This window comes from Clostridium uliginosum (assembly GCF_900112485.1).
GTDB lineage: Bacteria > Bacillota > Clostridia > Clostridiales > Clostridiaceae > Clostridium > Clostridium uliginosum.
This window is the reverse complement of record NZ_FOMG01000016.1, coordinates 22,785-47,819: the sequence shown is the minus strand read 5'-3', so window position 1 is coordinate 47,819 and position 25,035 is coordinate 22,785. Positions and strand designations below refer to the sequence as shown.

Below are 25,035 nucleotides of genomic sequence, written 5' to 3'. Positions count from 1 at the left end.
AGTTTGCTCCAAAGATGAGTCGTATATAATGATATAATTGTAGTATAATAATTATTAAAATAATATGTGGCTTATATGTAATAGTGAAGGTAGAGAAGCGTGTTAAGGTACATTAAGTTTGGAGGATTTGTTGTGAAAAAAACATTAAATATTGCGCATAGAGGGTTAAGTGGATTATATCCCGAAAATACAATGCTAGCTTTTGAAAAGGCTATTGAAGTTGGATGTGATGGAATTGAAATTGATGTTCAATTAACAAAAGATGGATATGCTGTAATCTGCCATGATGAAGAACTCAATAGAACTACAACAGGCAAGGGCTTTATTAAAGATCATATGTTAGAGGAATTAATGCAGTTAGATGCAGGAATAAAATTTGGTGAAAAATTTAAAGGATTGAGAATTCCAACATTTGATGAATTCTTAGAATATGTTAGTGATAAAGATCTTCTTATTAATATAGAAATAAAAAATAGTATTATTGATTATGAAAATATTGAAAAAATAATATATGCTTTAATAAGCAAACATCATATTGAAGATAAGGTGATAATCTCATCTTTTAATCATTATTCAATAAGAAGATGTATAAGATTAGCCAGGAATATTAAAACAGGATTATTATATGGAGATTGCATATTTGAGCCATATAATTATGTGCAAATGGTTGGTGCAAATGCTCTTCATCCTGAATATAACAGTGTTACAAAAGAAATAGTTGAAAGATCTCATGATAACAATTTAGAAGTAAACATTTATACAGTTAATGATGAAAAAGATATGAAAAAGATGATAGATTTAGGTGTAGATGCAATTATAACAAATTATCCCAATTTATTAAAAGAACTATTATAATTTAAGAAATATTCTATAATAAGATATTTTTATATAGGTAAGATGATATAAAAATATCTTATTGTATAGATAAGGTTATATAAATGAATAAGATAAAAATAAGAGAAACAAAGCCATCTAAATCGCTAATGTAACACTTCGCACATATGTGCATTCATTTCCTTTTTGTATCATAATTTTAAAATAGTTAATATTAATTAATACTCTTTGATATATGAAAATTCATATTTAGGATTTGTTAAGTCAGCTAGTCTATAACTTTTTATTGAAATTTTAATACTATATATTGTAATGAAAATTTTAAGGGAGATTTATACATGTATGATTTGAAAAATCAAATAATATTAGACATAAAAGCTGGAAATGTAATTGAGAAATATACAAATGATAAAGTGATTTTAGTAGGGAGTCATTTAGAGAAAGATAGTCCATATGTGGAGAATGTAAGTATAGTAATAAATCCACATAGTGGTGGAGCAACGATAACTACTAAAATTCCATATGGTGGATATTATTTAGAACTTTTTCTAGGAGATTTTAATGGGGATGGCAAAGATGAGATAATGGTAAGAGGCGAATTTGGAGGGACAGGAGGGTATGCTATAGCAGCAATTTATGATTATAAAAATGGAAAACTTGTAGAAATATTTAACCCAGACATGTTTTCAGAAAAATATAAGTTTACATCAAAATATTTAGAAGGCTATAAAGTTTTAGTTGATTCAGTTATCTTAAAAGAAAATTATACGTTTGATATTTCTAAAAGACCTAAGATTTATTTAGATATAGTATATGATAAAAATGGGCAAGTTAAGGAATTTGAGGAACCTACTATTTCAGCAATTAATGGAGCCTATCCTATTAAACTTGTATTTGAGAAAAATTATTACTTATTTATAAGACAGAGGGTAATTGGAGTTTCTAATGCAGATACCATAGGCTATATAGAGAGTTTTGCAAATTTATTAGATAACGATATAAAAGTAATAGAAATAGGAGCTTATGAATTTTTTGAAAAAGAAAATTCAGCAACAGAAAACTTTCTATACAGAGGAGTCTCTAAGGATAAGGAATATTATTAGTGGAGGAGAATCAAATTTAGATGGGGGAGGTAAAGCTTCTCCTATTGTTTTAATAAGAATATTGATGATAAATATTTGTCTTACAGTATTGTGAAACATATAATAAAAGCAAATATATTATAAGAATGGTTATGATGATATATATGAGATAAGGCATATTAAAAAAATAACAAGTAAGTCAGCTAGTCTATAATTTTTTATTGAAAAGTTAATATTATATATTGTATACTGACTAGTATAGATAAATGTTTTTATTTAGTAGCTCAAGAAATTCATAATAATAAGGATATGAAGAAACAAACCAATGCTATTAAGGCATATTAAAATAAATAACAAGTAAGTCAGCTTGTCTATTTTGTGTCATACTTCGTCAGCATGTTCACCTAATAGACCACTATGAGGTAACCATACTTCCTCGTCTGACTCAAAATATACATCGCATCTTTGACTTGTTATTTTCTTTAATATGCCTAAAAGTATTATTGGCTCGTGCTATAATAAAAGCAACAGATTATGACAATAGTTATGATGATATATATAAGATGAGTAGAGGGGTAATAATGTAATGGGAGTAAAAATTTTAACGGATAGTACTAGCTATATGGATAAGAATATTGAAAATGAATTAGATATAAAAGTAGTTTCTTTAAACGTCATATTTGAAAAGGAGAGTTTTAAAGAAATAGATATAGATAATGAAGTTTTTTATAAAATGATGGAGGAAAAAGGTATTCCAACTTCTTCACAACCTTCTGTGCAGGAACTATACAATGAGATGGAGAAGATGGTTCAAAAGGGAGATTCTATTCTTTGTATTTTTATATCGTCACATATGAGTGGTACATATTCAACTGCACACATGGTAAAAGAAATGATTTTAGAGGTATATAAAAATGCTGAAATAGAAATAGTAGATTCTACTTCAAATTGTATGCAACTTGGTTTTTCAGTAGTTGTAGCAGCAAGGGCGGCGTTAGAAGGTAAGAGTTTAGATGAAGTTAAAGAAATGGCACAAGACAATATAAAAAGAAGTAGATTTCTATTTGTTCCAGATACACTTGAATATCTTAAAAAAGGTGGAAGAATTGGTAGTGCAAGTGCTTTAATCGGTAATTTTTTAAAGATTATTCCTATTTTAACTGTAGAAAATGGGGTAACAACAATTTTAACAAAGGTTAGAACAAAGAAAAAAGCAGTAACTACTATGACTGAAAAAATGTTTAAGGATATTGAAGAATATGGGTTAGGGGAAATTATAGTGCATCATATTAATGCTTATGATGAGGCATTGCAACTTGTAAATGAATTGAAAGAAAAACTAAAAATTAAAATTGGAATATGTTCAATAGGACCAGTTATTGGAACACATGTTGGGCCTGGTGCAATTGGTATTACATATTATACAGAAAAAAATATGAGATAAGGCAATTTAAATATAAGGCTGTGTTTTAAATAAATGTTGATATCCCAATGCCAGTTCGCCTTTATATTAGAATATCAACATTATTTAAAAATATAGACAAATATAATTAAGAATGTGATTACATTTATTGAAGATAGTAAAGAATTATAAGATATCAGAAAGGGCTGTCTCAGAATACAAATTATTTAATGATATGATGTATATTCAAAAAAAAATAGAAATAACATTTGTGGAAGAAGCATTGAAAAATAAGCTTAGAGTTTCTTCATTTGAAGTTGTTCCATAAATAATTGTCCTAATTCATATTAGGAGCAATCTTTTATGGGTACAACTTTAAATGTTAGAAACTATTAGCGAAATTTTTCTAGTCTTCTTTAATAAATGTTATTTCTATTTCTTTGTTATTATTTATTGTTTTGAGGGTTATGATGGTATGAAATAAAGTATAGAAATTTTATTGTATATTTTTATATGTTTTATAGAATAAAATTTTGGTATATACCTACTTTGTTAAAATGTTATTTACAAAATATACTATATATGTATATAATAATTATATATTGTAAATTAATACATTTAAAAATAGCCAAGATATATGTATAAACATTTATACATAATTATAAGCTATCAAGAATACTAAAGTATTTGTAAATTAGAAATAAAAAAGGTGATTGAGGAGGAGAATATGTTAAAAAGAAATGCAACAATAGCAGGAATTATGACAATAGCACTTTGTACAAGCTTAGTAAATACTAATGTGGCTTTTGCTACAACTCGGACAGCAGATGAAGGATCAAATTTTAGTTCTGATAATAAAAGTACAAGCCCAATAAACACTGAGAAGGTTGATCCTACAACTTGGACAGCAGATGAAGGAACAAATTTTGATTCTGATAAGAAATGTACTATTAAAAATATTACATTTATAGATACAGCTGAAGGAAATAACAATACAGTCTATGTAAACGGTAACACTTTAGGTGAAAGTAGTGAAGTAAAATTACCTAATTCTATTAAAGTTAATGAAAAAACGTACAATGTAACAAGTATAGGGAAAGAAGCATTTAATAAATGTAAAGTATTAACAAGTATAACAATCCCAGACAGTGTAACAAGTATAGAGGAAAAGGCATTTTATGGTTGTGAAGAATTAACTGGTATAGCAATTCCAGACAGTGTAAAGAGTATAGGGAAATTTGCATTTTTTAATTGTATTAAATTAGCAAGTATAGAAATCCCAGACGGTGTAACAAGCATAGAAGAACAGCAATTTTATGGTAGTGGATTAAAAAATATAACAATCCCCAATAGTGTAAAGAGTATAGGAAAAAATGCGTTTGCTAGTTGTGGTGAATTAAGAAGTATAACAATTCCAGACAGTGTAACAAGTATAGAGGGTAGTGCATTTTCTGGTAGTGGGTTAAGAAGTATAGAAATCCCAAACAATGTGACAAGCCTAGGTGGATATACATTTTATAATTGTAGTAATTTAGCAAGTGTAAAACTCCCAGACAATATAAAGAGTATAGAGGAAGGTACATTTTATTCTTGCAATGGGTTAACAAGTGTAACTATTCCAGACAAGGTAACAAGTATAGGGGAAAAGGCATTTTATGATTGTAATGGATTAAAAAGTCTAATAATTCCCAACAGTGTAACAAGTATAGGGAACGATGCATGTAAGGGTTCAAATATAAATATAATAAAAGCAAGTGAATCAACTATGGAAAAATTAGAAATTCCAGGTTTCAATAAAGTATATTTTTACGATGAAGATAATTCTAAATTAGGAGCTGGTTACGTAAAAATGTGGATGTCAGTTGAGGGGCTTATAGAAAACCCAACTAAAACTGGTAAAGATTTTAAGCAATGGGTTAATAAAGATGATGCTGCATCAAAATCAACATTTGATAATGTTATTAAAGAAACAAATTTTAAAGCTACCTATGAAGATGCGACAGTACCAACAGCAACATGGGATCATGATAAGAAATGTACTATTAATAATATTAAATATACAGATACAAGTGCTGGAAATAACTACACAGTTTGTGTAAGCGGTAACAGTTTAAGCGAAGTTAGTGAAGTAAAATTACCTAATGCTATTAATGTTGATGGGAAAGAGTACAATGTAACAAGTGTAGGGGAAAAAGCATTTTATAATTGTAATCAATTAACAAGTATAACAATCCCAGATGGTGTAACAAGTATAGAGGGAGAGGCATTTGCGGGTTGTGAAAAATTAACAAGTATAAAAATTCCCAATAGTGTAACAAGTATAAAGGGACGTGCATTTGATGGTTGTAATGTATTAACAAGTATAACAATCCCAGAAGGTTTAACAAGTATAGAGGGTAGTGCATTTTATGGTTGTGGAATAACAAGTATGATAATCCCAAAGAATGTAACAAGTATAGGGAGATATGCATTTTATGATTGTTGTAACTTAAAAAGTATAACAATCCCAAGCAGTGTAACAAGTATAGAGGAAGCTGCATTTTATCGTTGTAATGGATTAACAAGCATAGAAATCCCAAATAGCGTAATAAGTATAGGGGAAAAAGTATTTTATGATTGTAATGGATTAAAAAGTCTAACAATTCCAAACAGTGTAACAAGTATAGGGAACGATGCATGTACGGGTTCAAATATAAATATAATAAAAGCAAGTAAATCAACTATGGAAAAATTAGAAATTCCAGGTTTTAATAAAGTATATTTTTACGATGAAGATAATTCTAAATTAGGAGCTGGTTACGTAAAAATGTGGATGTCAGTTGATGGGCTTATAGAAAACCCAACTAAAAATGGTAAAACTTTTGAGGGATGGGTTAACAAAGATGATGCTGCATCAAAGTCAACATTTGATAATGTTATTAAAGAAACAAATTTTAAAGCTACCTATAGCGATGAGGTTAAGACAAATATAAAAGATAAAATTAAGGAAACTTTAGATAGTATGTCCGTAAATAATGATACAACTGAAGATTATATTATAAATAAAATTGCAACAAGTGCAGGAATTACAGTAACTATTTCAAACTTTAATAAGGAAAAAGCAACTGACGATACAAATGGTTATGTAGAAGGAACTGTTAATGCAGAAGAAAAAGACGGAAGTGAGATAAGTGTTTGCTTTAGGAAAGTAATATCTAAATTATCTAGTGAAAGTGGTAATTCAGAATTAGAAGATTCAATCAAACAAACTTTAGATAATATGTCTGTAAATAATAATACTACAAAGGATGAGATTATAGATACTATAACTCAAGTTACAACAGGTTCAGCAGTTAAAGTAACTATTTCAGGCTTTAACAAGGAAAAAGCAACTGAAGATAGAAATGGTTATATAGAAGGAACTGTTAATGCAGAAGAAAAGGACGGAAGTGATATAGTTGTTTACTTTAAGAAAATAATATCTAAATTATCTAATAACAGTTCAAATCATCATAAGCATAAGTCATCTAGTAGTAGTGGTTCACGTTCAACTAGTAAAGAAACAACTGGTAATGGAGCATCAGTACAACCAACTAATAAAGAAAAAGATTTAGGTTCAATGTTAAAAACAACAAATGATAATAAAGTTGTATCAACTAATAGTTGGGGAGATAAAAACTTAAGAGGAACAGTTTCAAATGTAGTAGATAAAAATGGAGACTATGTAGGATCTATGATAACATCTTCTGAATCTGGAACAGCTAAATTACCAATTGGATATAATGAGTCTAAAGATTTAAAATATATTTACCAATATGATGCTACAACTAAATTATTTATAAAAGTCTCAGCAGTAGTAACTGTGGATGGTGAAAATATAGCATTACCAGTAAATAAAGATCAAACGTATTATGTTACAAAAGATCCTGCTGCTGATAATCTTTTGTTGAAGGAAGGCTGGAATACCATAAATGGTTCTACTTATAGAGTTGAAGGTTTAGAATTAAAGACTGGATGGGTACTTGAAAATAATACTTGGCACTATATGGATGAAATTTCAAAAGTAAGAGTAGAGAATAATTGGAACTTAGTAAATAATAAATGGTATGCTTTTAATGAAAAGGGTGAGATGAAAAAAGGATGGGATTATAATGGTGGAAACTGGTATTTCCTAGATACAATAAATGGAGATATGAAAACTGGATGGAAACAAGAAGGAGATACTTGGTACAACCTTGATAGTAATGGAGCTATGTCTACTGGTTGGAAAAAGGTAGATGGCTCATGGTATTACTTGAATTCTAATGGCTCAATGGCATCAAATACAGAAATAGATGGATATGCATTAGGAGCTAATGGAGCTTTGATTAGTTAAATATTTTAATTATATTCACATGCTAGAATACCATATAAGAATCTAAGAAGAAGAAACTATTTGAAGCATATGAGGAAGATAAAATAGCTTATATCATTAGAAATAATGATGTAAGCTATTTTTTTTGTATGGACAGTTTTTGTCCTAAATATATTATATACTACTTATATAGAAAGTATTGGAGGTATAGAAAATTGAAGGGAAACAAAGAGGGAGACTCAAAAACTTATAGAATGTTAAACTTGTATGAAAGATTAAACAAAGGAGATTCTAAAAGTAAGAAAGATTTATCAGAATTGTATAGTGTTGATGAGAAGACAATACAAAGAGATATAAAAGAATTAAAAAATTATTTAGAAGAGGATAAAAAAAAGCCTAGAACTATTATATATAACAAAAACACAAAAAAATATGAAATGATTAATTGTGAAGGATTTAAGTTTGCAGATAAAGATATTTTTACATTATCTAAAATAATTCTTGAATCAAGAGCTTTTTCAAAACAAGAAATGGATAGAATATTAAATATATTGAATTCCCAATGCGAAGATAATGGGTTATTAAAAAAGATAATTAGTAATGAAAGATTTAATTATGTGCCTCCTAAACATAATAAAAATATAATTGATTTTATTTGGGAAATTAGTATCAGTATTCAAAAACAAAAGAAAGTCCAAGTAAAATATGAAAGACAAGACGGGAAAATTAAAGAATATATATTAAAACCACTTGGATTAGTATTTAGTGAATTTTACTTTTATTTAGTTGGTGAAATTGAAGGAAAAAATGAAAATCATTCAATTGTATTTAGAGTGGATAGATTTGAAAAATACAATATAATGCAAGGAGAAAAGAGCACATTTTCTATGCCATATAAAGATAGATTTGAAGAGGGAGAGTTTCATAAAAGAATACAATTTATGTATACAGGAGAATTGATAAAAATACAATTTAAGTTTTGGGGACATTCTTTAGAGGCAATACTTGACAGATTACCAACCTCAAAAGTAATAGGATATGATGAAAAAGATAATAAACCAATAATTGAAGCAGAAGTATATGGAGAAGGGGTAAAGAGATGGTTACTTTCTCAAAAGGAATGTTTGGAAGTAATAAGACCTGAAGAATATAGAGAAGAAATAAAAGAAACCATAAGAAAAATGTATGAAATATATAAATAAGAGCTATCTTATTTCATATGTTTGGCTTTGCTTTAAAACCGTGTTGATATTGTTATATAAAGCTCATGGACGGTTAAATTTACTTTGAGAACTCTAAAATGAATATTAGTCCTATTAATGCATGCTCCCAATCAAAGATTGTGACAAGCAATTAATAGTACAAATCTTCAAGGAAACTCGACTCACATTCGTTCGTTGAGTAAGTTTGAGATACCAAATATAAAATTTGGACTCTCACTTAAGAGTTCTATAAAGTAAATTTCAATGCCAGTTCGCTATTATATAACAATATCAACACTCTGTTAAAACATAGCGATATGTTTAAATATTTTGTATTGATTTTTTATTTTAAGGACATATATTGTCCATGTGGACAAGGTAAAATATAGTCATAGTCAAGAGAAAGTCTTGAGTAGATTAAATATTTTATTAAAAGGAGACGATAAAAATGGGATTTATAAGTATTGTAGGTGGATTAATATTAGGCGTGATATTTTTTTCAATAGTTAATGATATGTTTAATATAACATACTTTGGTTTTAAAGGAATAAGTTCAACTTTTATGAGCTGCTGGTCTGCAGGTGCAATTATAATTTTTTTATTAGGGTTTGTAGCTAAATGGATATTGATTATTGGTGTAGTAATTTGGATATTAACAAAGATATTTAATGGCAAGAAGGCTTAATAAGTATAAGGCATATTCTAATAAATATAAACTTTGATATTTATTAAATTTTAATTGTACTTACATTATAGCTATAATATTACAGAATATGATATTATATAATAAAAAAACAATGATATATGAGAAATAAATGTAGAAAATGGTAGACTTAATAAGTTATAAGTAAGATGATATTATCTATTAATAAGTAGTAATGTTAGAAATTTCAAAATTAGAATAAATAAGAAATATTGATAATTTTCACAATAACTAAAGAAGGAGAAACAAATGTTAAAAAAGTATGGTATAGATGATTCAAAACTGTTTAAAGTTGCAGTAGTGTCAACAATGAGTAGTGGAAAATCAACTTTTATAAACGCATTAATTGGACAAGATGTTTTACCATCACAGAATCAAGCATGTACAGCCAAAATTATACCAATATTAGATAATGATACTGCCAAAGAATTTAGTGCATATGTTGAATATAATAATGGTGATAAAGAAGTAGTAAATTTAACTGATAAGAATGTAGTAGATGACTTTAATTTTAATGAAAACATTAAGGATATAGTAATAGAAGGAAACATCACAGGAATAAGAAATAGATCTAAAGCTACCGTATTAATAGATACTCCTGGAACGAATTTTTCGGGAGATGACTCACATCAAGAGCAAACATATAAGTTTATAGAATCACTTGATGAAGGCCTAATTTTGTATTTAATAAATGCAACACAAATAGGGATAAACGATGATTTAGAGCTTATGACTTATATAAAAGAAAAAATTAAAAAATCTAATAATAAATTAAAAATTTTGTTTGTTATAAATAAAATGGATGAGTTTGATTTACAAAAAGAAGATGTTATGCAATCTATTAAGAATATAAAAAGTTATATAATAAATAATTGCGTTAGTAACCCTAAAATAATCCCAATTTCTGCTTTAGCAGCAAAACTTTTTAAAATATGTTTATCAGGCAAAAGTTTTACACGTAAAGAATTAAGGGATTTCAATGAGTACTATGAATTATTTAAACCTAAAGATTATAATTTGAATTTATTTTCAGTAACCAATGAATTAAGTGATTTAGATGAGTACGTAAAAATAGGAAATGATGAATTTAAAAAGAAAAATATAATAGAAGCATTAAATAATACTGGAATAAATTTAGTAGAGAAAGTAATTGAAGAATTCCTTTTAGATAAAGATATTAATTATACTCCTAAGCTGAGTATAGATTAGATAAATATGAAGGAAAAGTAATAACAAATTTAAATGTGCAACAAAATCTTAAACAGCTACTTAATTTATTGGAGATTTTTTATTGCAACATATATATAAATATAAATATGAAATAAACAGAAGGAGAAAAAATAGATGACAGAGATATACATAAAATATAATCCATATACAGTAGAAACAGAATTTAAAATTAATAATGAACCTATAAGAGAAAATAGTACATTTGCAGCACAAGGGAAAAAAAGACTTCAGTATTGGTTAGAAAGAAGCGACAACAATTGGAATGGTATTGTAGATGAACTTAAAAAAGCTACTAATGATAGTGAACTTAAAATAACTTTTGAAGGAAGAAAAATAGATTTTGAAGATTTGAAAATTACAGTTGAGAAAAATAAAAAAGATGAAAATAACAAAGATTTAACAATTGAATTAATTCACATTGAAACTAAAAATGATAAAGAGATTTTAAAAAAGATAGATGGATTAATAGATGTTATTAATAATGGTTCGATTAAAGAATTAAAATCTGAAGAAGTAAAGAACGCTTATGAAGAAGTTAAATCATCAAAATTTAAAGTAAATGTTATAGCAACTATGAGTAGTGGAAAATCAACATTAATAAATTCATTTATAGGATATGAACTTTTACCATCAGAAAACCAAGCATGTACTGCAACTATTGCAAGGATTACTGATAATGATGACTTTAAAGAATTTATTGCAGAATGCAGAGATGAAAATGAAAATATAATTTATGAAAAGAAAGCAGTGGAGTTAAAAGATATACAAAACTACAATGAAGATGAAAATGTAACTTATATTGATATTGAAGGTCCAATACCTGGTATTTCATCAGAAAATATGAATCTTTTAATTGTTGATACTCCAGGACCTAACAATTCTAGAAATACAGATCATGGAAAGTTAACTAAAAGCATAATAGAGGATAAAAATAAAGGTATAGTTCTTTATGTAATTAATGCAACTCAATTTGGAATAAATGATGACAATAATCTTTTAGAAATGATTGCAGAAGCCATGAAAAAAGGTGGAAAACAATCTAAAGATAGATTTATATTTGCAATAAACAAATGTGATGAATTTGATTGTGAAAAGAAAGAATCTATTGATAAATTATTAACTTCAGTAAAACAATATTTACTAAAATATAAAATTGAAGATCCAAATTTATTTCCAGTATCAGCACAAACTGCAAAGCTTATAAGAATGTATCAAAATGATAAAGAGCTTACTAGAAAAGAAAAAAAAGACTTGTCTGTATACAAAGATTTTATAGAATTAGAAGGATATCATTTTGATAAGATGGCATCTCTTTCAGAAAGTTGCAGAATAAATTTAAAAGAGAAATTAGAAGCAGCTAAAGAAAATGGCGATGAATATGAAGAAGCACTTATACATACTGGAATACCAGCTATAGAAGAAGCAATAAATGAATATCTTGAAAAATATGCTTATCCTATAAAAATAAAAGATGCTGTAAGTGAACTTAAAAGTATTAGTGGCCAAATGCAGATGGAAATGAAGTTAGATGAAGAAATAGCAAAGGATAGCAAAAAATACGAAGAAGTTAGAATACAAATTGAAAATGCTAATGAGAAAAAAAGAAGAGGTCAAGGTGCACAAAGACTAAAAAAGAGGATTGAGAATTTTGGAATAGATGATTCTAAATTCAAATCTATAGAAAAAGATGTTTTGCTTACTTTTGATAAGATTACAAGAAAATATAACAATATAAAAGAAATAGAAGAAAGTATTGCAAAGATAGAAATCAATAAATTCAAAAAGGATATAGAAGGGATGCAAAGAACTTTAGAAATTAATTTAAATTCAGCAATCCAAGATTCAGTTATAAATCAAGGAGAGAAACTTGTAAAGAAATATAAAGAGTATTTAGAAACTTTAAAGGCAGAACTTAAAATAGATGGATTCAATTTTGAAAAAGTTAGAAGTATACAAAAAATTAATATTAATGATGTAGATAATTTGGTAGAGAATTATGAAAGAACAGAAGATATTATGCAATCAAAAAGAGTGCAGAATACTGATAAAAGATGGTACAAGCCTTGGACTTGGGGAGAATCTGAATATTATACTGTAAATGAAAAAGTTGGAGAAAAGAAATTAGTAAATGTAGAAGAATTAATAAAAGTATCTATGAGTAAAATTCAAAATCAAGTTGATAAAAATATAAAAGCATCAAAAGTAGAAGGTAAAGAAAGGGTAATAAAATTAAAGGAATATTTTGAAAATGAATTGAATAAGCTTGATAAATTAATGGCAGATATTATTGATGATTTAAATAAAAAGACTGCTAGTAGAGAACAAATTATAGCACGTGTTAAAGAAAATCAAGCAAAAAAGATTTGGATAGATGATGTTATTAAAAAAATAGATAATATTATGAATATATAGGAGGAAGAAAATGAATAATTTTGAACCAAATCAATTAGTTAAAGAATGTATAGCCAATAAAGATATAATGGGATTAAAAGGTGCATTAGTAGGAATAATTTTCAGTAATAGAAGTTTTTCAAATGGCGAATTTGATAATACTTTAGAACGTATAACTTCTAAGGGAATTAATATATATGAAAAATTTGATGGTGAAGATATTGTCTGCAACACTATTAAAGGTAGAAGTTTTACAGAAGATGATTTTGCAGAAGCAGTATATTATTTAAAGGTTAACTTCTGTCAAGAAAGAATTAAGGATGTTAAGAAGATAAGTAAAAAAATATATATTGATAGTTGTGTAAAGGTAAATACAGGAGAAAGTGCATTTAAAACAGCTAAAAATGGAGAAAACTCTGAAAAAAAACATATAAGCCACCAAACGAAAATGAATCAAAACAAAAAGAACAATTCAATAAAGATAATAGCAGGCATTGCAGTGGTGGCAGCAATAGCAATTGCAATAAAGATAATGAAGTAAATTGCACATTAAATCAACCAGTATTAGAAAATATCAAAGATGTTTTAGCTGACAAAGAAGTTAGTGATTTTGGCAAAAATGGAAGCAAAGATGAAAGTTCAATTGATGCTTATAAGTCTAAAAATACAGAACAAAAATATTTACAAGAGAAGCAAACACAAACAGCCAATGAGCAAAATAATTGTATTGAAGAGCAACACAATAAGTACACAGAGTTTGATAAAAATGCTGAAAAAAGAAGAGAAATTAGGGGGAAAAGGAAACAGGATAAATTAGATGAGAAAGAAGAAGAAGGAAGAAAAAAGGACAGTGGACTAGTTGATAATACTAAAGATTTAGCGGGGTATGTATATGGAATTAAAGGTACAACAAAAGAATAACTTGGATATAAGAAGAAAAGATGATTTAATTCAAGCATTTGCTAATGCAGATAATATTTTGAATAAAAACTATTTAAGATCTTTAGAACAATTAGAAATTGAAGAGTTACCTTATGAATTGGAAAAGATTAATATTGTTTCTAAAGTAAGATTTATGAAGATAAACAAGCTTGTTTATAATAAGAATGAAGATGGATTGGACAAGCTAATTACAATTTTAAATGCAGCTTCTTTAAGTGGTGCTTCTGTTGCAACTATTATTAATAGTGATGGAAAAAAGATTGATTATTATATTGGAGTTATAAACAAAGATGAAGAAAATGATTTAACTGTTCAAGCAGATATATTAGATGGGACGTTTAAATCAAATTTTGCAGGAAGTGAATTAGATAATCTAACAAATAAAAAACTTGAAAATTTATTTGATGATATTTTTGATATTGAAGATGAAAGTAAAATTATTACATCTGTATCTGGAGTAGCAGCACTTAGATTAAATGATAATAAGGATGCGGAAAATTATATTCAAGGGCTTGAAAAATTTGTTGATTCTGTTAAGGATAAAAATTATACTGCAATTCTTTTAGCAGATCCTGTTTCTAATGAACAAGTTCAAATGATGAAATCAGGATATGAAAGTTTATATTCTCAGCTTACACCTTTTCTTAAGAGTGAATTATCTTTTAATGAAAGTGATACTTTAACATTAACTGAAGGAAATACTATTGGAATGACTGAAACAGTTAATACAAGTATAAGCTATACACAAAATCAATCTGAATCTAATGGATGGAGTAAATCTGATAGTTTTGGTAAATCAAAAACTAAAAATTTAGGTGGACTAGTTAGCGCTGCAGGTGCAACTGCTGGTAGTGCTATAGGGACAGTAGTTGCAGGGTCTATTGGAGCAGTGGCAGGACCTGGTGGAGCAATAGTAGCAGGAGCTATTGGTGGGGCAATAGGAAGTGCAGTTGGAGCAATAGGTAGTGCTTTAATTGGGAGTACTACTACATCAAGTAATACAACAACTGGAGAAACATATAACACATCAAAATCATATGGGGAAAGTAATCAAGAAGGAAATAGTAATTCTAAATCTAATCAAAATAGTACGTCAACAAGTGAAGGTAATACAAGAGGAAGAAGTATACAAATAAGCTATGAAAACAGAAGTGTTAAGAGCTTACTTGAAAAGATAGATGAGCAATTAGAACGTATTAAAAGATGTGAGGATTTTGGAACATTTAGTTTTGCAGCATACTTTATTTCAAATAATGCAGCTGTTAATGAGAGAGCGTCAAGTTCATATAATGCTTTAATGAGAGGAGAAAATTCATCTGTTGAATCATCAGTTATAAACACTTGGTATGATGGAAAATCTAATAAGAAGGTATGCAAGTATCTTGAAAAGTTATCACACCCAATATTTAAATTAAGTTTATCAAATGAAGAGCAGATTAAAGTTTCACCAGCATCTATAGTTAGTGGTAAAGAACTTGCAATACAATTAGCATTACCTAAGAAATCTATTGTAGGCTTACCAGTTGTTCAATGTACTGAATTTGGAAGAAATATATTTACGCTTTCTAATAAAAAGAGTGATAATAGATTTAAACTTGGTAACATATATCATATGGGACAATGTGAAGGTACATCAGTGGAATTGGATAAACAAAGTCTTGCTATGCATACTTTTATAACAGGTTCAACAGGTTCAGGTAAATCAAATACAATTTATAATATGTTAGAAAGCTTAAATGATAGAGAGGTTAAATTTTTAGTAATAGAGCCAGCTAAAGGAGAATACAAGAATGTTTTAGGTCATAGGGAAGATGTAACTGTTCTTGGAACAAATCCTTATAAAACAAAGCTACTAAAAATAAATCCGTTCAAGTTTTCTAAAGAAATACATGTATTAGAGCATATTGATAGATTAATAGAAATATTTAATGTTTGTTGGCCAATGTATGCAGCAATGCCAGCTGTATTGAAAGATGCAGTAGAAAGAGCTTACGAAGATTCAGGCTGGGATTTAGATTTATCGGAAAATAGATACAATGAAAATTTATTTCCAACTTTTGCAGATGTTTTAATTAAACTAAACCAAGTAGTAAATGAATCAGCATTTTCTGAAGAAGTAAAAGGAAATTATGTAGGGTCATTAGTTACAAGAGTTAAATCTCTTACTAATGGAATTAATGGAAGAATATTTGCTAGTGATGAAATAGATAATGATATTCTTTTTGATTCTAATGTTATTGTAGATTTAAGTAGAGTAGGTTCAGTTGAAACAAAGTCAATGATTATGGGAATACTTATAATGAGACTTCAAGAACATAGAATGTCACAAGGTGGAATGAATTTACCACTAAAACATATTACAGTTTTAGAGGAAGCACATAATATATTAAAGAAAACTTCTACTGAACAATCATCTGAAGGTTCTAATATGATTGGTAAATCAGTTGAAATGATATCAAATTTGATTGCAGAAATAAGAACTTATGGAGAAGGATTTATAATAGCAGATCAAGCTCCAGGTTTATTGGATATGTCAGCTATAAGAAATACCAATACAAAAATAATATTAAGATTACCAGAACAATCTGATAGGGAACTTGTAGGTAAAGCAGCTGGATTAAATGATGATCAAATAGTGGAATTAGCAAAACTTGAAACAGGAGTAGCAGCAGTATATCAAAACAATTGGTTAGAACCAGTATTATGCAAGGTAGATAGATTTGAAAATGAAGAAAAAGAATTAGTAGAAAGAGAAGAGTCTAATGAATTTAATAAATCCTTTAAGAAAGATTTGAGTAAAATATTACTTTCTAAGCATGTAGGAGAAAAAATTGATTATGATATTGATGAATTAGAAGAAAAGTTAATAAAATCAAACTTCACTTCTGATTTAAAAATTAATATAATAAAAACACTAAAAACAAAGGATTTATCTGAATTAAAACATATATCAGGAATAATTTCAAAACTATATTCTAAAGATGAAGCACTTAAATTAGCTAAAAATACTGAAGATATAGAGGAATGGAATATAATTGTTTTAGATAATATTGACCCAATTGTGTATGAAATAGATGAAGAATATAGAAATGGTATTCTTCAATGTATATTAAGAGAAAAAGCTAAGGAAGAAAAAGATTTGGAGAACTTCTACTTTGGTTGGAGTGATTACATGAGGGGGAAGGTATTATGATAGAAGGATTAGTGAATGCATTAAAAGAAACTGTAAAAGAAGTATCGTCATATAAAGATTTTATGCCAAACTTCAATGAAGACTTAAAATCAAATTCACAATCTTTTGAAGATGCTGATAAGCCTTTAGGGAATAAAAAAGAAACTGGAGAAGCAAATGATGCTAAAGGATGTCCGCTTGAAGGGCATGGAGGCACATGGGACGGAGAACGAGGAAACTCAAATTGGTATCCGGATCGCGATCATATCCCAGAAAGTAGATATGCTAATCCTGATGGATTGACATGGGGAGAAATTTTAGATAAATATGGAATAGACAGTATTCCATTTAAAGATGGTAAACCAGATTTCTCAGAAGTTTCAAAGGGAACTGTTGAAATAGATGATTTTTCATCTAGACGTTATGGAAAGGGTGGAAATTTTGATCAAGCTACTGAAAAGTTAGCAGAGGAACGTGGGTGTACAAAAGAAGAAGTCAAAGACTGGATGAAAGAAAATAAATATACTTGGCATGAACGAAGTGATTGTAAGACCATGGAAAAAGTACCAAATGAGGTACACGGAAATGTTCGTCATTCAGGTGGAGTTTCTGAAGCTAAGGCACATTCAAAAGAACAATCTTCTACAGAAGTTAATTAAAATAGTAACTTTGATAAAATGAGTTAACAGGAGGCAAAAAATGAGTAGTATAAATGATGAAGCTTTAGGTTTACTAACATATAATAGGGGTTGGACAAAAGAGGATGTTTTAAAATGGTGGGGACATGATATGAGATTAAAAATAGTTGTTTCTGCCTATGAAAATGAAAGTGTTAATGTTAATCAAAGGCAAGGTTATCTGAGCTTTAAAGAAAACTTATTAAATATTTCTGATATATCATTAAAGAAGACAAAAGAATATATTCAAGAAATGAAAAATGAAGTATTACCATATATTAATTTTGATGAGATTCCAGATGATATCTTGAAAATTGTTAAGCCAAGTTCTATTCTGATCCTTGAATCAGGAAGTATAGGAGTTCTATGTGACTGTTCTTGGGATATGGAACATGGGATGGCTATTTTAATTAGTGACAAACAGAAAATTGATGTTGGTCCTCAAGATATTCTTTTGGAATAGAATATAATATATAAAAATCATGATAATAAGGCGACTTTTCGTAATGAAAGGTTGCCTTATTTTAATATATAGGAAATTATATAATGTTTTAAGATTGAAATGCTGATAAAATCTAAGGTTAAAGCAAGTGTTAGTTGAGAATTCAGAGTGAAAAGTGGAGAGCTGAGGCACATTCAACTAAAAAGTGTGGCACAGCCACTTTTGTTGTATCTCCAAATAACTACATAACAAGACTTGTGTTTTAAAGTAGCAGATGAAGTTTATGAACCAACAGATTTAATAAATTTGAAAAGAATATTAAATATACGGTGTAATACTAAAAAATAGTGTGTAATGTAAGTTACATACTATTTTTTGATTTTACACGCTAAAAAGAATTTATAATCTAGTGATAAAGCCACTTAGCTTTGATTTATAAATATATGAAACCTTGGCACCATAATTGCTCTATATAAGAGTGTAAGAAAAAAATAAACAGAGTTCTTTATATTTTTACATATTTAGGGTGTTAGTAATGATAGGGATTATTTATAAGGCGCATTCAAAAAAATATGCATAGCATTTTGGACTTGTTATTTTATTTCATGTGCCTAAAGAAATATATATCGCTAAGATGGAGGGTTAATTATGAAAAATAAGAAAATAAAAATAGTTACTATTGGAGGGGGTTCAAGCTATACTCCAGAATTAATTGAAGGATTCATAAAACGTAGTAATGAATTGCCTATTGAAGAAATATGGCTTGTTGATATTGAAGAGGGAAAAGAAAAGCTAGAAATTGTAGGTGCTATGGCTCAAAGAATGGTTAAGGCCGCAGGATTAGATTGGAAAGTCAATTTAACATTAGACAGGAGACAAGCGTTAAAGGATGCAGATTTTGTATCAACTCAATTTAGAGTAGGTCTTTTAGATGCAAGAATAAAAGATGAAAGAATTCCTTTAAGTCATGGATTAATTGGACAAGAAACTAATGGAGCAGGAGGAATGTTTAAAGCATTTAGGACAATTCCAGTAATTTTAGATATAATAGAAGATATGAAAGAGTTATGTCCTAATGCATGGCTTATAAATTTTACAAATCCAGCAGGAATGATAGCAGAAGCTGCAATTAAATATGGTGGATGGAATAGAACAATTGGATTATGTAATGTTCCAATTAATTGTATGAAGCAAGATAGCAAAGCATTAGAAATTCCAGAAGAAGATTTATTCTTTAAATTTGCAGGATTAAATCATTTTCATTGGCACAGAGTTTGGGATAATGAAGGAAATGAAAGAACAGCTGAATTAATAGAATTACTATATAATCCAGAAAATTCAGGTTCAAATAATGAAACAGTAGTGGCTAATATTAAGGACTCAAAGTTTATATATGAACAAATAAAAGATTTGGGATTATTACCTTGTCCATATCATAATTATTATTATGCTACAGATGATATGTTAAAAGAAGAATTAGAAAGTTTTTCAACAGGTAAAACAAGAGCAGAAGTTGTAAAAAGAACTGAAGCAGAATTGTTTGAATTATATAAGGATGTTAAATTAGATTATAAGCCAGAACAATTAACTAAACGTGGAGGGGCTTACTATAGTGATGCTGCATGTGAAGTTATATGTTCAATATATAATGATAAGAAGACAACAATGGTGGTTTGTACTATTAATAATGGTTCAGTTTCAGATCTTCCATATGATTCAATTGCAGAAGTTTCAAGTATAATAACAGCACATGGTCCAGAACCAATAAATTTTGGAAAGCTAGATATACCAGCAAAAGGAATGCTTCAATTAATGAAATCAATGGAACAAACAACAATTTCAGCAGCCATTAAAGGTAGCTATAATGAAGCTATTCATGCTTTTACAATAAATCCACTAATTCCAAGTGGAAAAATTGCTAAAGAAGTACTAAATGAATTATTATTAGCACATAAAAAATATTTACTTCAATTTGCTAAGATAATAAATGAATTAGATAAACAAACATTAACTTATTAAATTAATTGACTATTTTTTAAGTGAATGCTGATATTGTAATATAAAGCTCATGGACAGTTGAATTCACTTTAAGAACTCTAAAATGAATATTAGTCCTATTAATGCATGCTCCTAATCAAAGATTATGACAAGCGTTAATAGTACAAATATTCATTAAGAGTTCTACAAAGCAAATTCCAATGCCAGTTCGCCTTTATATTAAAATATCAACACTATTCTAAAACATAGTCATTAGAAAATAACAGGGCAAAGATGTGCGTATATTTTGTGCAATAACAAGAAGGTAAGTTTTGCTAATAGATGTCTATTAGAATACTTTCTGACTTAGTATAAATCAAAAAGGACAAGCATATTGTCCTTTTATTTATGTATAGGAAATTATAGAATATTTTAAGATTGAAATGCTGATAAAATCTAAGGTTAAAGCAAGTGTTAGTTGAGAATTGAGAGTGAAAAGTGGAGAGTTAAGGAAAAAAATCCTTTATGGAATTTTAAAATATATATTTTTAGAAAACCTGTGGTTTTCCACCAATAACTCTCAATTCTTAATTATCAACTCTCAACTAAAAGAGCGTGGCGCAGCCACTTTTGTTCTTTATATTTTATAAGTGGGTTATCTATTGTAGGGGAAGGAGGATTTTGATGGGGGGATTAACGAGAAAAGAAGAAGTTATGAAATGCCTAAATGAACTTGAAAATGATAAGAAAAGAGGGGTAACAGCAGCTGAATTAAGTTCATATATGGGATTAGATCGTACTAATATAAGTAGATATTTAAATGAATTATATAAAGAAAAGAGAATGGAAAAAAAGGATGGCAGGCCTGTTTTATACAGCAGTATTAAAATGTTAAAAGAAGATTATGTTTCAAATGAACATTGTATTTTAAATGAAGAAAATATTTCAAATGAAGATTATATTTCAAATGAAGATTATATTTCAAATAAAGATTATATTTTAAATAAAGAAAATATTTCAAAGGAAAATAAACAAGAAAAATTAGTTGAAAATAAAGATAGTTTAGAGATGCTTATAGGTGCAAAGCAGTCTCTTAAGTTACCAATACAACAAGCTAAAGCAGCCATATTATATCCACCTAGAGGATTACACACTTTAATATTGGGTGAAACAGGTGTAGGAAAGTCATTATTTGCTGAGGTTATGTATTACTTTGCTAAAGAATCAAATATGATAGCGCATGATGCACCTTTTGTTAGATTTAACTGTGCAGATTATGCAGATAATCCACAATTAGTTGTAGCACAGATATTTGGGGTGAAAAAAGGAGCATTTACTGGTGCTGATTGCGATAAAGAAGGATTATTAAAGAAAGCAGATGGAGGAATATTTTTTTTAGATGAGATACACAGATTATCACCACAAGGGCAAGAAATGTTATTTACTTTCATTGATAAGGGATATTTTAGATTACTGGGAGATACTGAGAAAAAAATAAAAGTTGAAGTACAAATTATAGCTGCGACAACTGAACAACCTCAATCGTTTTTATTGAAAACATTTACTAGAAGAATTCCAATGATAATAGTTTTACCCCCGTTAAGAGAAAGAAAATTAGAAGAAAGATATTATCTTTTAAATGAATTTATAATAGCAGAATCATTGAGGTTAGGAAAGAGTATATATATAAGCAAAAATGCAATCAGATCTTTTTTATTATATGATTGTCCTAATAATATAGGTCAATTAAAAAGTGATGTTCAGCTTTCTTGTGCTAAGGCATTTTTAAATTATAAAATAAACAAAAATAATTATATTATAGTAGATCAAAGTGATTTGCAACCTAGAGTTCAAAAGGGAATAATGAAACTTCAAGAACATAGAAAAGAAATAGATTGTATATCTAAAAATATGACAGATATTTTAAGATTTTCAAATGAAGATAATTTATCAAGAAATTTTGAATTAGAAGTTAATCAAACAGAAAATCCTCAAAATAAGAGTTTTTATTCAATCATAGAAAAGAAGATAGAGGTATTAAAGAAGCAAAAAATGGATGAGACTAGTATTAATGATATTTTAAATATTGATTTTGAAAGGTATTTTAAAAAATATATTAATACAATAACTACAAATTTTAAAAAAGATGAAATTTCTAAAATTGTTGATTTAAGAGTAATAACAGTTGTTGAAAAAATGTTAGATATTGCATCTGAAAAACTACAAAGAGAATTTAATCAGAAGGTTTACTTTGGATTATCGCTTCATTTACAAGGTAGTATTGAAAGAATTTCTTCGGGGAAAAAGATATATCATCCTAAACTTAATGTTGTCAGAGCTGAATGCAGAGAAGAATTTATTGTAGCAATGGAAATAGTTAAGATTGTTGAAAAAGAATTTAATTTAGATGTTCCATTAGATGAAATAGGGTATATAACTATGTTTTTATCTGAATATAATGATGAAAATAGTGAACAATTAGAAGAAAAAGTTAGTGTATTAGTTATTATGCATGGAACAAGCACAGCTAGTAGTATGGTGGAAGTAGCTAACTCCTTGATAGGAGAAGAGTATATACAAGCATTAGATATGCCACTAACAATGAAAGCAGAATATATGCTTGAAAAAGCTAAGGAAAAGGTTAAAGAAATGTATACTGAAAAAGGCTTATTAATATTAGTTGATATGGGGTCATTAATTAACTTTGGAAACATTATCAGCAATGAGCTAGGGATTAAAGTTAAAACAATTGATATGGTAACAACATTAATTGTTATAGAAGCAGGAAGAAAAGCGATAAATGGTAGAAATTTGGATTCAATATATTATTCCTGCCAAGAGATAGGAAGGACATCAATACAAATGTCTAAAGAGGATTATAAGAATGATAAAGAATTTATTATAATTACTACATGTTTTACAGGAGAAGGTGCAGCAGAAAGAATAAAAACAAGGATAAATAGCAATTTTAAAAATATAGAAAATGTAAGTATTATACCTCTTGATATTCTGGATAAAGAAGATTTTTTAAAAAAGGTAAGTGGATTAAAAGAAAAATATACAATATTAGCAGTGGTGGGAACAGTAAACATATTTATTGAGGGTGTACCGTTTGTATCTGCTCAAGATATTTTTATGGAACAAGGAATAAGATACTTGGAGAACTTACTTGATATTGAGCGTGATTTTTTAAAGGTAAGGAAAGCACTAATAAATGAACTAACAGAATTAGATTGTACAAAATTAGTTGCTAATGTTAGAACAATGATAATACAAATAGAGGAAAGTTTAAACGTTAAAATTCAGCATGATGCGCAAATAGGAATACTAATTCATGTGAGTTTCCTTATAGATAAGCTAAAACATGGTAGAAATGAAATAATATTTAAAGATTTGGAAGATTATCGATATAAATATATTAATGAATTTATATTAATTAGACAGAGTGTAAGAATTTTAGAACAAATTTATGAGGTAAACATAGGAGATGATGAATTAGCTTATATGGTTAGAATGGTTAGAGAAAATGTAGTTACTGTGTAACAATGAAAGAGTGTGTAATTTGAATTTGCACACTCTTTTGTTAATTTTACATTCTAAAAAATAACTTATAATCCAGTGATAAAGCCACTTTGACTTATTCTATGAATATATTAAAAATTGGCATGATAATTGCTTTATATAGTGGTGTAAGGAAAGAAAATAATAAGTAAATTACGCTTTGTTTTAAAACCGTGTTGATATTGTTATATATTGTAAAGCGGGCTAAGAAATTGAACTTAAGAACGTCTAAATGAGTATAGTCCCCTTTTAGCTTGCTCCAAAGGCAAGCTTTGGACAAGCAAGAAAGAGGACAATACTCATTAAGAGTTCTAAAAGTCCAATTTCAATGTCCACTTTACAAAAATATAACAATAACAACACTCTACTAAAACATAGCTATAAATTAAAAGTTTAGAGGAGGATTTAAGAATGAAGAAAATATTATTAGTTTGTTCAGCTGGAATGTCTACAAGTTTATTGGTTTCAAAAATGCAAGCAGCAGCAACTGAAAAGGGTATTGAATGTAGTATACAAGCTACAGGTGAAGCGGATGTTAAAGAATATATAGATGATACAGATATTTTATTATTAGGACCACAAGTTAGATTTTTATTATCAAAATTTAAAAAGAGTTTAAGTGATAAAAATATACCAGTAGAAGTAATAAATACAGTTGATTATGGAACAATGAATGGTATGAAAGTTTTAGATAGAGCATTAGAACTTATAGAAAATAAGTAGTTTAAAAGGAGAAAACGTTATGGAAGAAATAATAATGAATCTTATAGTACACAGTGGAGAAGTTAGAAGTTATTCAATGGAAGCAATTGAATGTGCTAAAAAGGGAAATATAGATGAAGCAAGAGAATTAATAGAAAAAGCTCAAGGAGAATTATCAAAGGCACATAATTCTCAAACATCTTTAATACAAAAAGAAGCTAATGGAGAAAAAGTAGAAGTTTCATTACTTATGGTACATGCTCAAGACCATTTAATGACAAGTATGACATTAAAAACTCTTGCAGTAGAAATAATAGATATACATGAAGAATTACATAAGAAATAGATCTTAATATATTTCTTATGTAAAACCAAAAAGGATGGT

The 25,035-nt window shown here is 28.0% G+C and carries 18 protein-coding genes; all 18 read left to right on the top strand.

From position 1 onward, the window contains the following. Positions 1 to 132 precede the first annotated feature (132 nt). Positions 133 to 855, top strand: coding sequence for a glycerophosphodiester phosphodiesterase (locus tag BM027_RS11180; protein WP_090091707.1), 723 nt, complete (start codon positions 133 to 135; stop codon positions 853 to 855). A 317-nt stretch (positions 856 to 1,172) separates the two neighbouring features. After that, a complete protein-coding gene (locus BM027_RS11175; RefSeq protein WP_090091706.1) occupies positions 1,173 to 1,937 on the top strand; it encodes a hypothetical protein in 765 nt (254 codons plus the stop codon). A 565-nt stretch (positions 1,938 to 2,502) separates the two neighbouring features. Next, entirely contained in the window at positions 2,503 to 3,360 is an 858-nt protein-coding gene (locus BM027_RS11170; RefSeq protein ID WP_090091705.1) for a DegV family protein, read from the top strand. A 127-nt stretch (positions 3,361 to 3,487) separates the two neighbouring features. Beyond that, complete coding sequence (locus tag BM027_RS18245) at positions 3,488 to 3,646, top strand: hypothetical protein (protein ID WP_175559975.1); 159 nt, start codon at positions 3,488 to 3,490, stop codon at positions 3,644 to 3,646. A gap of 399 nt (positions 3,647 to 4,045) precedes the next feature. After that, complete coding sequence (locus BM027_RS11165) at positions 4,046 to 7,672, top strand: leucine-rich repeat protein (RefSeq protein ID WP_090091704.1); 3,627 nt, start codon at positions 4,046 to 4,048, stop codon at positions 7,670 to 7,672. Between the two features lie 194 nt (positions 7,673 to 7,866). Then, the gene (locus tag BM027_RS11160) at positions 7,867 to 8,853 is read left to right on the top strand and encodes a helix-turn-helix transcriptional regulator (RefSeq protein WP_175559974.1); all 987 of its coding nucleotides are present in this window, start codon (positions 7,867 to 7,869) and stop codon (positions 8,851 to 8,853) included. Positions 8,854 to 9,301: 448 nt separating this feature from the next. After that, complete coding sequence (locus tag BM027_RS11155) at positions 9,302 to 9,538, top strand: hypothetical protein (protein ID WP_090091702.1); 237 nt, start codon at positions 9,302 to 9,304, stop codon at positions 9,536 to 9,538. Between the two features lie 267 nt (positions 9,539 to 9,805). Then, complete coding sequence (locus BM027_RS11150) at positions 9,806 to 10,765, top strand: dynamin family protein (RefSeq protein ID WP_090091701.1); 960 nt, start codon at positions 9,806 to 9,808, stop codon at positions 10,763 to 10,765. A 135-nt stretch (positions 10,766 to 10,900) separates the two neighbouring features. After that, positions 10,901 to 13,198, top strand: coding sequence for a dynamin family protein (locus BM027_RS11145; RefSeq protein ID WP_090091700.1), 2,298 nt, complete (start codon positions 10,901 to 10,903; stop codon positions 13,196 to 13,198). 10 nt (positions 13,199 to 13,208) lie between these two features. Further along, positions 13,209 to 13,718, top strand: a complete 510-nt coding sequence (locus BM027_RS11140) for a hypothetical protein (protein WP_090091699.1) — start codon at positions 13,209 to 13,211, stop codon at positions 13,716 to 13,718. A 69-nt stretch (positions 13,719 to 13,787) separates the two neighbouring features. Further along, positions 13,788 to 13,994: a hypothetical protein gene (locus tag BM027_RS11135; RefSeq protein WP_090091698.1), complete on the top strand. Its 207-nt coding sequence runs from the start codon at positions 13,788 to 13,790 to the stop codon at positions 13,992 to 13,994. Positions 13,995 to 14,069: 75 nt separating this feature from the next. Further along, positions 14,070 to 17,312: a helicase HerA domain-containing protein gene (locus BM027_RS18565; protein ID WP_139209545.1), complete on the top strand. Its 3,243-nt coding sequence runs from the start codon at positions 14,070 to 14,072 to the stop codon at positions 17,310 to 17,312. Continuing rightward, the gene (locus BM027_RS11125; RefSeq protein WP_207647599.1) at positions 17,309 to 17,950 is read left to right on the top strand and encodes an HNH endonuclease; all 642 of its coding nucleotides are present in this window, start codon (positions 17,309 to 17,311) and stop codon (positions 17,948 to 17,950) included. Before BM027_RS18565 ends, BM027_RS11125 begins: the two co-directional genes overlap by 4 nt. A gap of 40 nt (positions 17,951 to 17,990) precedes the next feature. Next, positions 17,991 to 18,431 (top strand): DUF6985 domain-containing protein, encoded by a 441-nt coding sequence (locus BM027_RS11120; protein WP_090091696.1) that lies wholly within the window; start codon positions 17,991 to 17,993, stop codon positions 18,429 to 18,431. Positions 18,432 to 19,058: 627 nt separating this feature from the next. Next, on the top strand, positions 19,059 to 20,429 hold the full coding sequence (locus BM027_RS11115) for a 6-phospho-beta-glucosidase (RefSeq protein ID WP_090091695.1): 1,371 nt from the start codon (positions 19,059 to 19,061) through the stop codon (positions 20,427 to 20,429). A 642-nt stretch (positions 20,430 to 21,071) separates the two neighbouring features. Then, on the top strand, positions 21,072 to 23,930 hold the full coding sequence (locus tag BM027_RS11110) for a sigma-54-dependent transcriptional regulator (RefSeq protein ID WP_090091694.1): 2,859 nt from the start codon (positions 21,072 to 21,074) through the stop codon (positions 23,928 to 23,930). Between the two features lie 429 nt (positions 23,931 to 24,359). Continuing rightward, on the top strand, positions 24,360 to 24,671 hold the full coding sequence (locus BM027_RS11105; RefSeq protein ID WP_090091693.1) for a PTS sugar transporter subunit IIB: 312 nt from the start codon (positions 24,360 to 24,362) through the stop codon (positions 24,669 to 24,671). A gap of 19 nt (positions 24,672 to 24,690) precedes the next feature. Next, entirely contained in the window at positions 24,691 to 24,996 is a 306-nt protein-coding gene (locus tag BM027_RS11100) for a PTS sugar transporter subunit IIA (protein WP_090091692.1), read from the top strand. Positions 24,997 to 25,035: the final 39 nt, after the last annotated feature.

Coding starts and splice junctions, on each gene's coding strand:
- BM027_RS11175 (WP_090091706.1), top strand. CDS start 1,173: ATGTATGATTTGAAAAATCAAATAATATTAGACATAAAAGCTGGAAAT.
- BM027_RS11170 (WP_090091705.1), top strand. CDS start 2,503: ATGGGAGTAAAAATTTTAACGGATAGTACTAGCTATATGGATAAGAAT.
- BM027_RS11165 (WP_090091704.1), top strand. CDS start 4,046: ATGTTAAAAAGAAATGCAACAATAGCAGGAATTATGACAATAGCACTT.
- BM027_RS11155 (WP_090091702.1), top strand. CDS start 9,302: ATGGGATTTATAAGTATTGTAGGTGGATTAATATTAGGCGTGATATTT.
- BM027_RS11150 (WP_090091701.1), top strand. CDS start 9,806: ATGTTAAAAAAGTATGGTATAGATGATTCAAAACTGTTTAAAGTTGCA.
- BM027_RS11145 (WP_090091700.1), top strand. CDS start 10,901: ATGACAGAGATATACATAAAATATAATCCATATACAGTAGAAACAGAA.
- BM027_RS11140 (WP_090091699.1), top strand. CDS start 13,209: ATGAATAATTTTGAACCAAATCAATTAGTTAAAGAATGTATAGCCAAT.
- BM027_RS18565 (WP_139209545.1), top strand. CDS start 14,070: ATGGAATTAAAGGTACAACAAAAGAATAACTTGGATATAAGAAGAAAA.
- BM027_RS11125 (WP_207647599.1), top strand. CDS start 17,309: ATGATAGAAGGATTAGTGAATGCATTAAAAGAAACTGTAAAAGAAGTA.
- BM027_RS11120 (WP_090091696.1), top strand. CDS start 17,991: ATGAGTAGTATAAATGATGAAGCTTTAGGTTTACTAACATATAATAGG.
- BM027_RS11115 (WP_090091695.1), top strand. CDS start 19,059: ATGAAAAATAAGAAAATAAAAATAGTTACTATTGGAGGGGGTTCAAGC.
- BM027_RS11110 (WP_090091694.1), top strand. CDS start 21,072: ATGGGGGGATTAACGAGAAAAGAAGAAGTTATGAAATGCCTAAATGAA.
- BM027_RS11105 (WP_090091693.1), top strand. CDS start 24,360: ATGAAGAAAATATTATTAGTTTGTTCAGCTGGAATGTCTACAAGTTTA.
- BM027_RS11100 (WP_090091692.1), top strand. CDS start 24,691: ATGGAAGAAATAATAATGAATCTTATAGTACACAGTGGAGAAGTTAGA.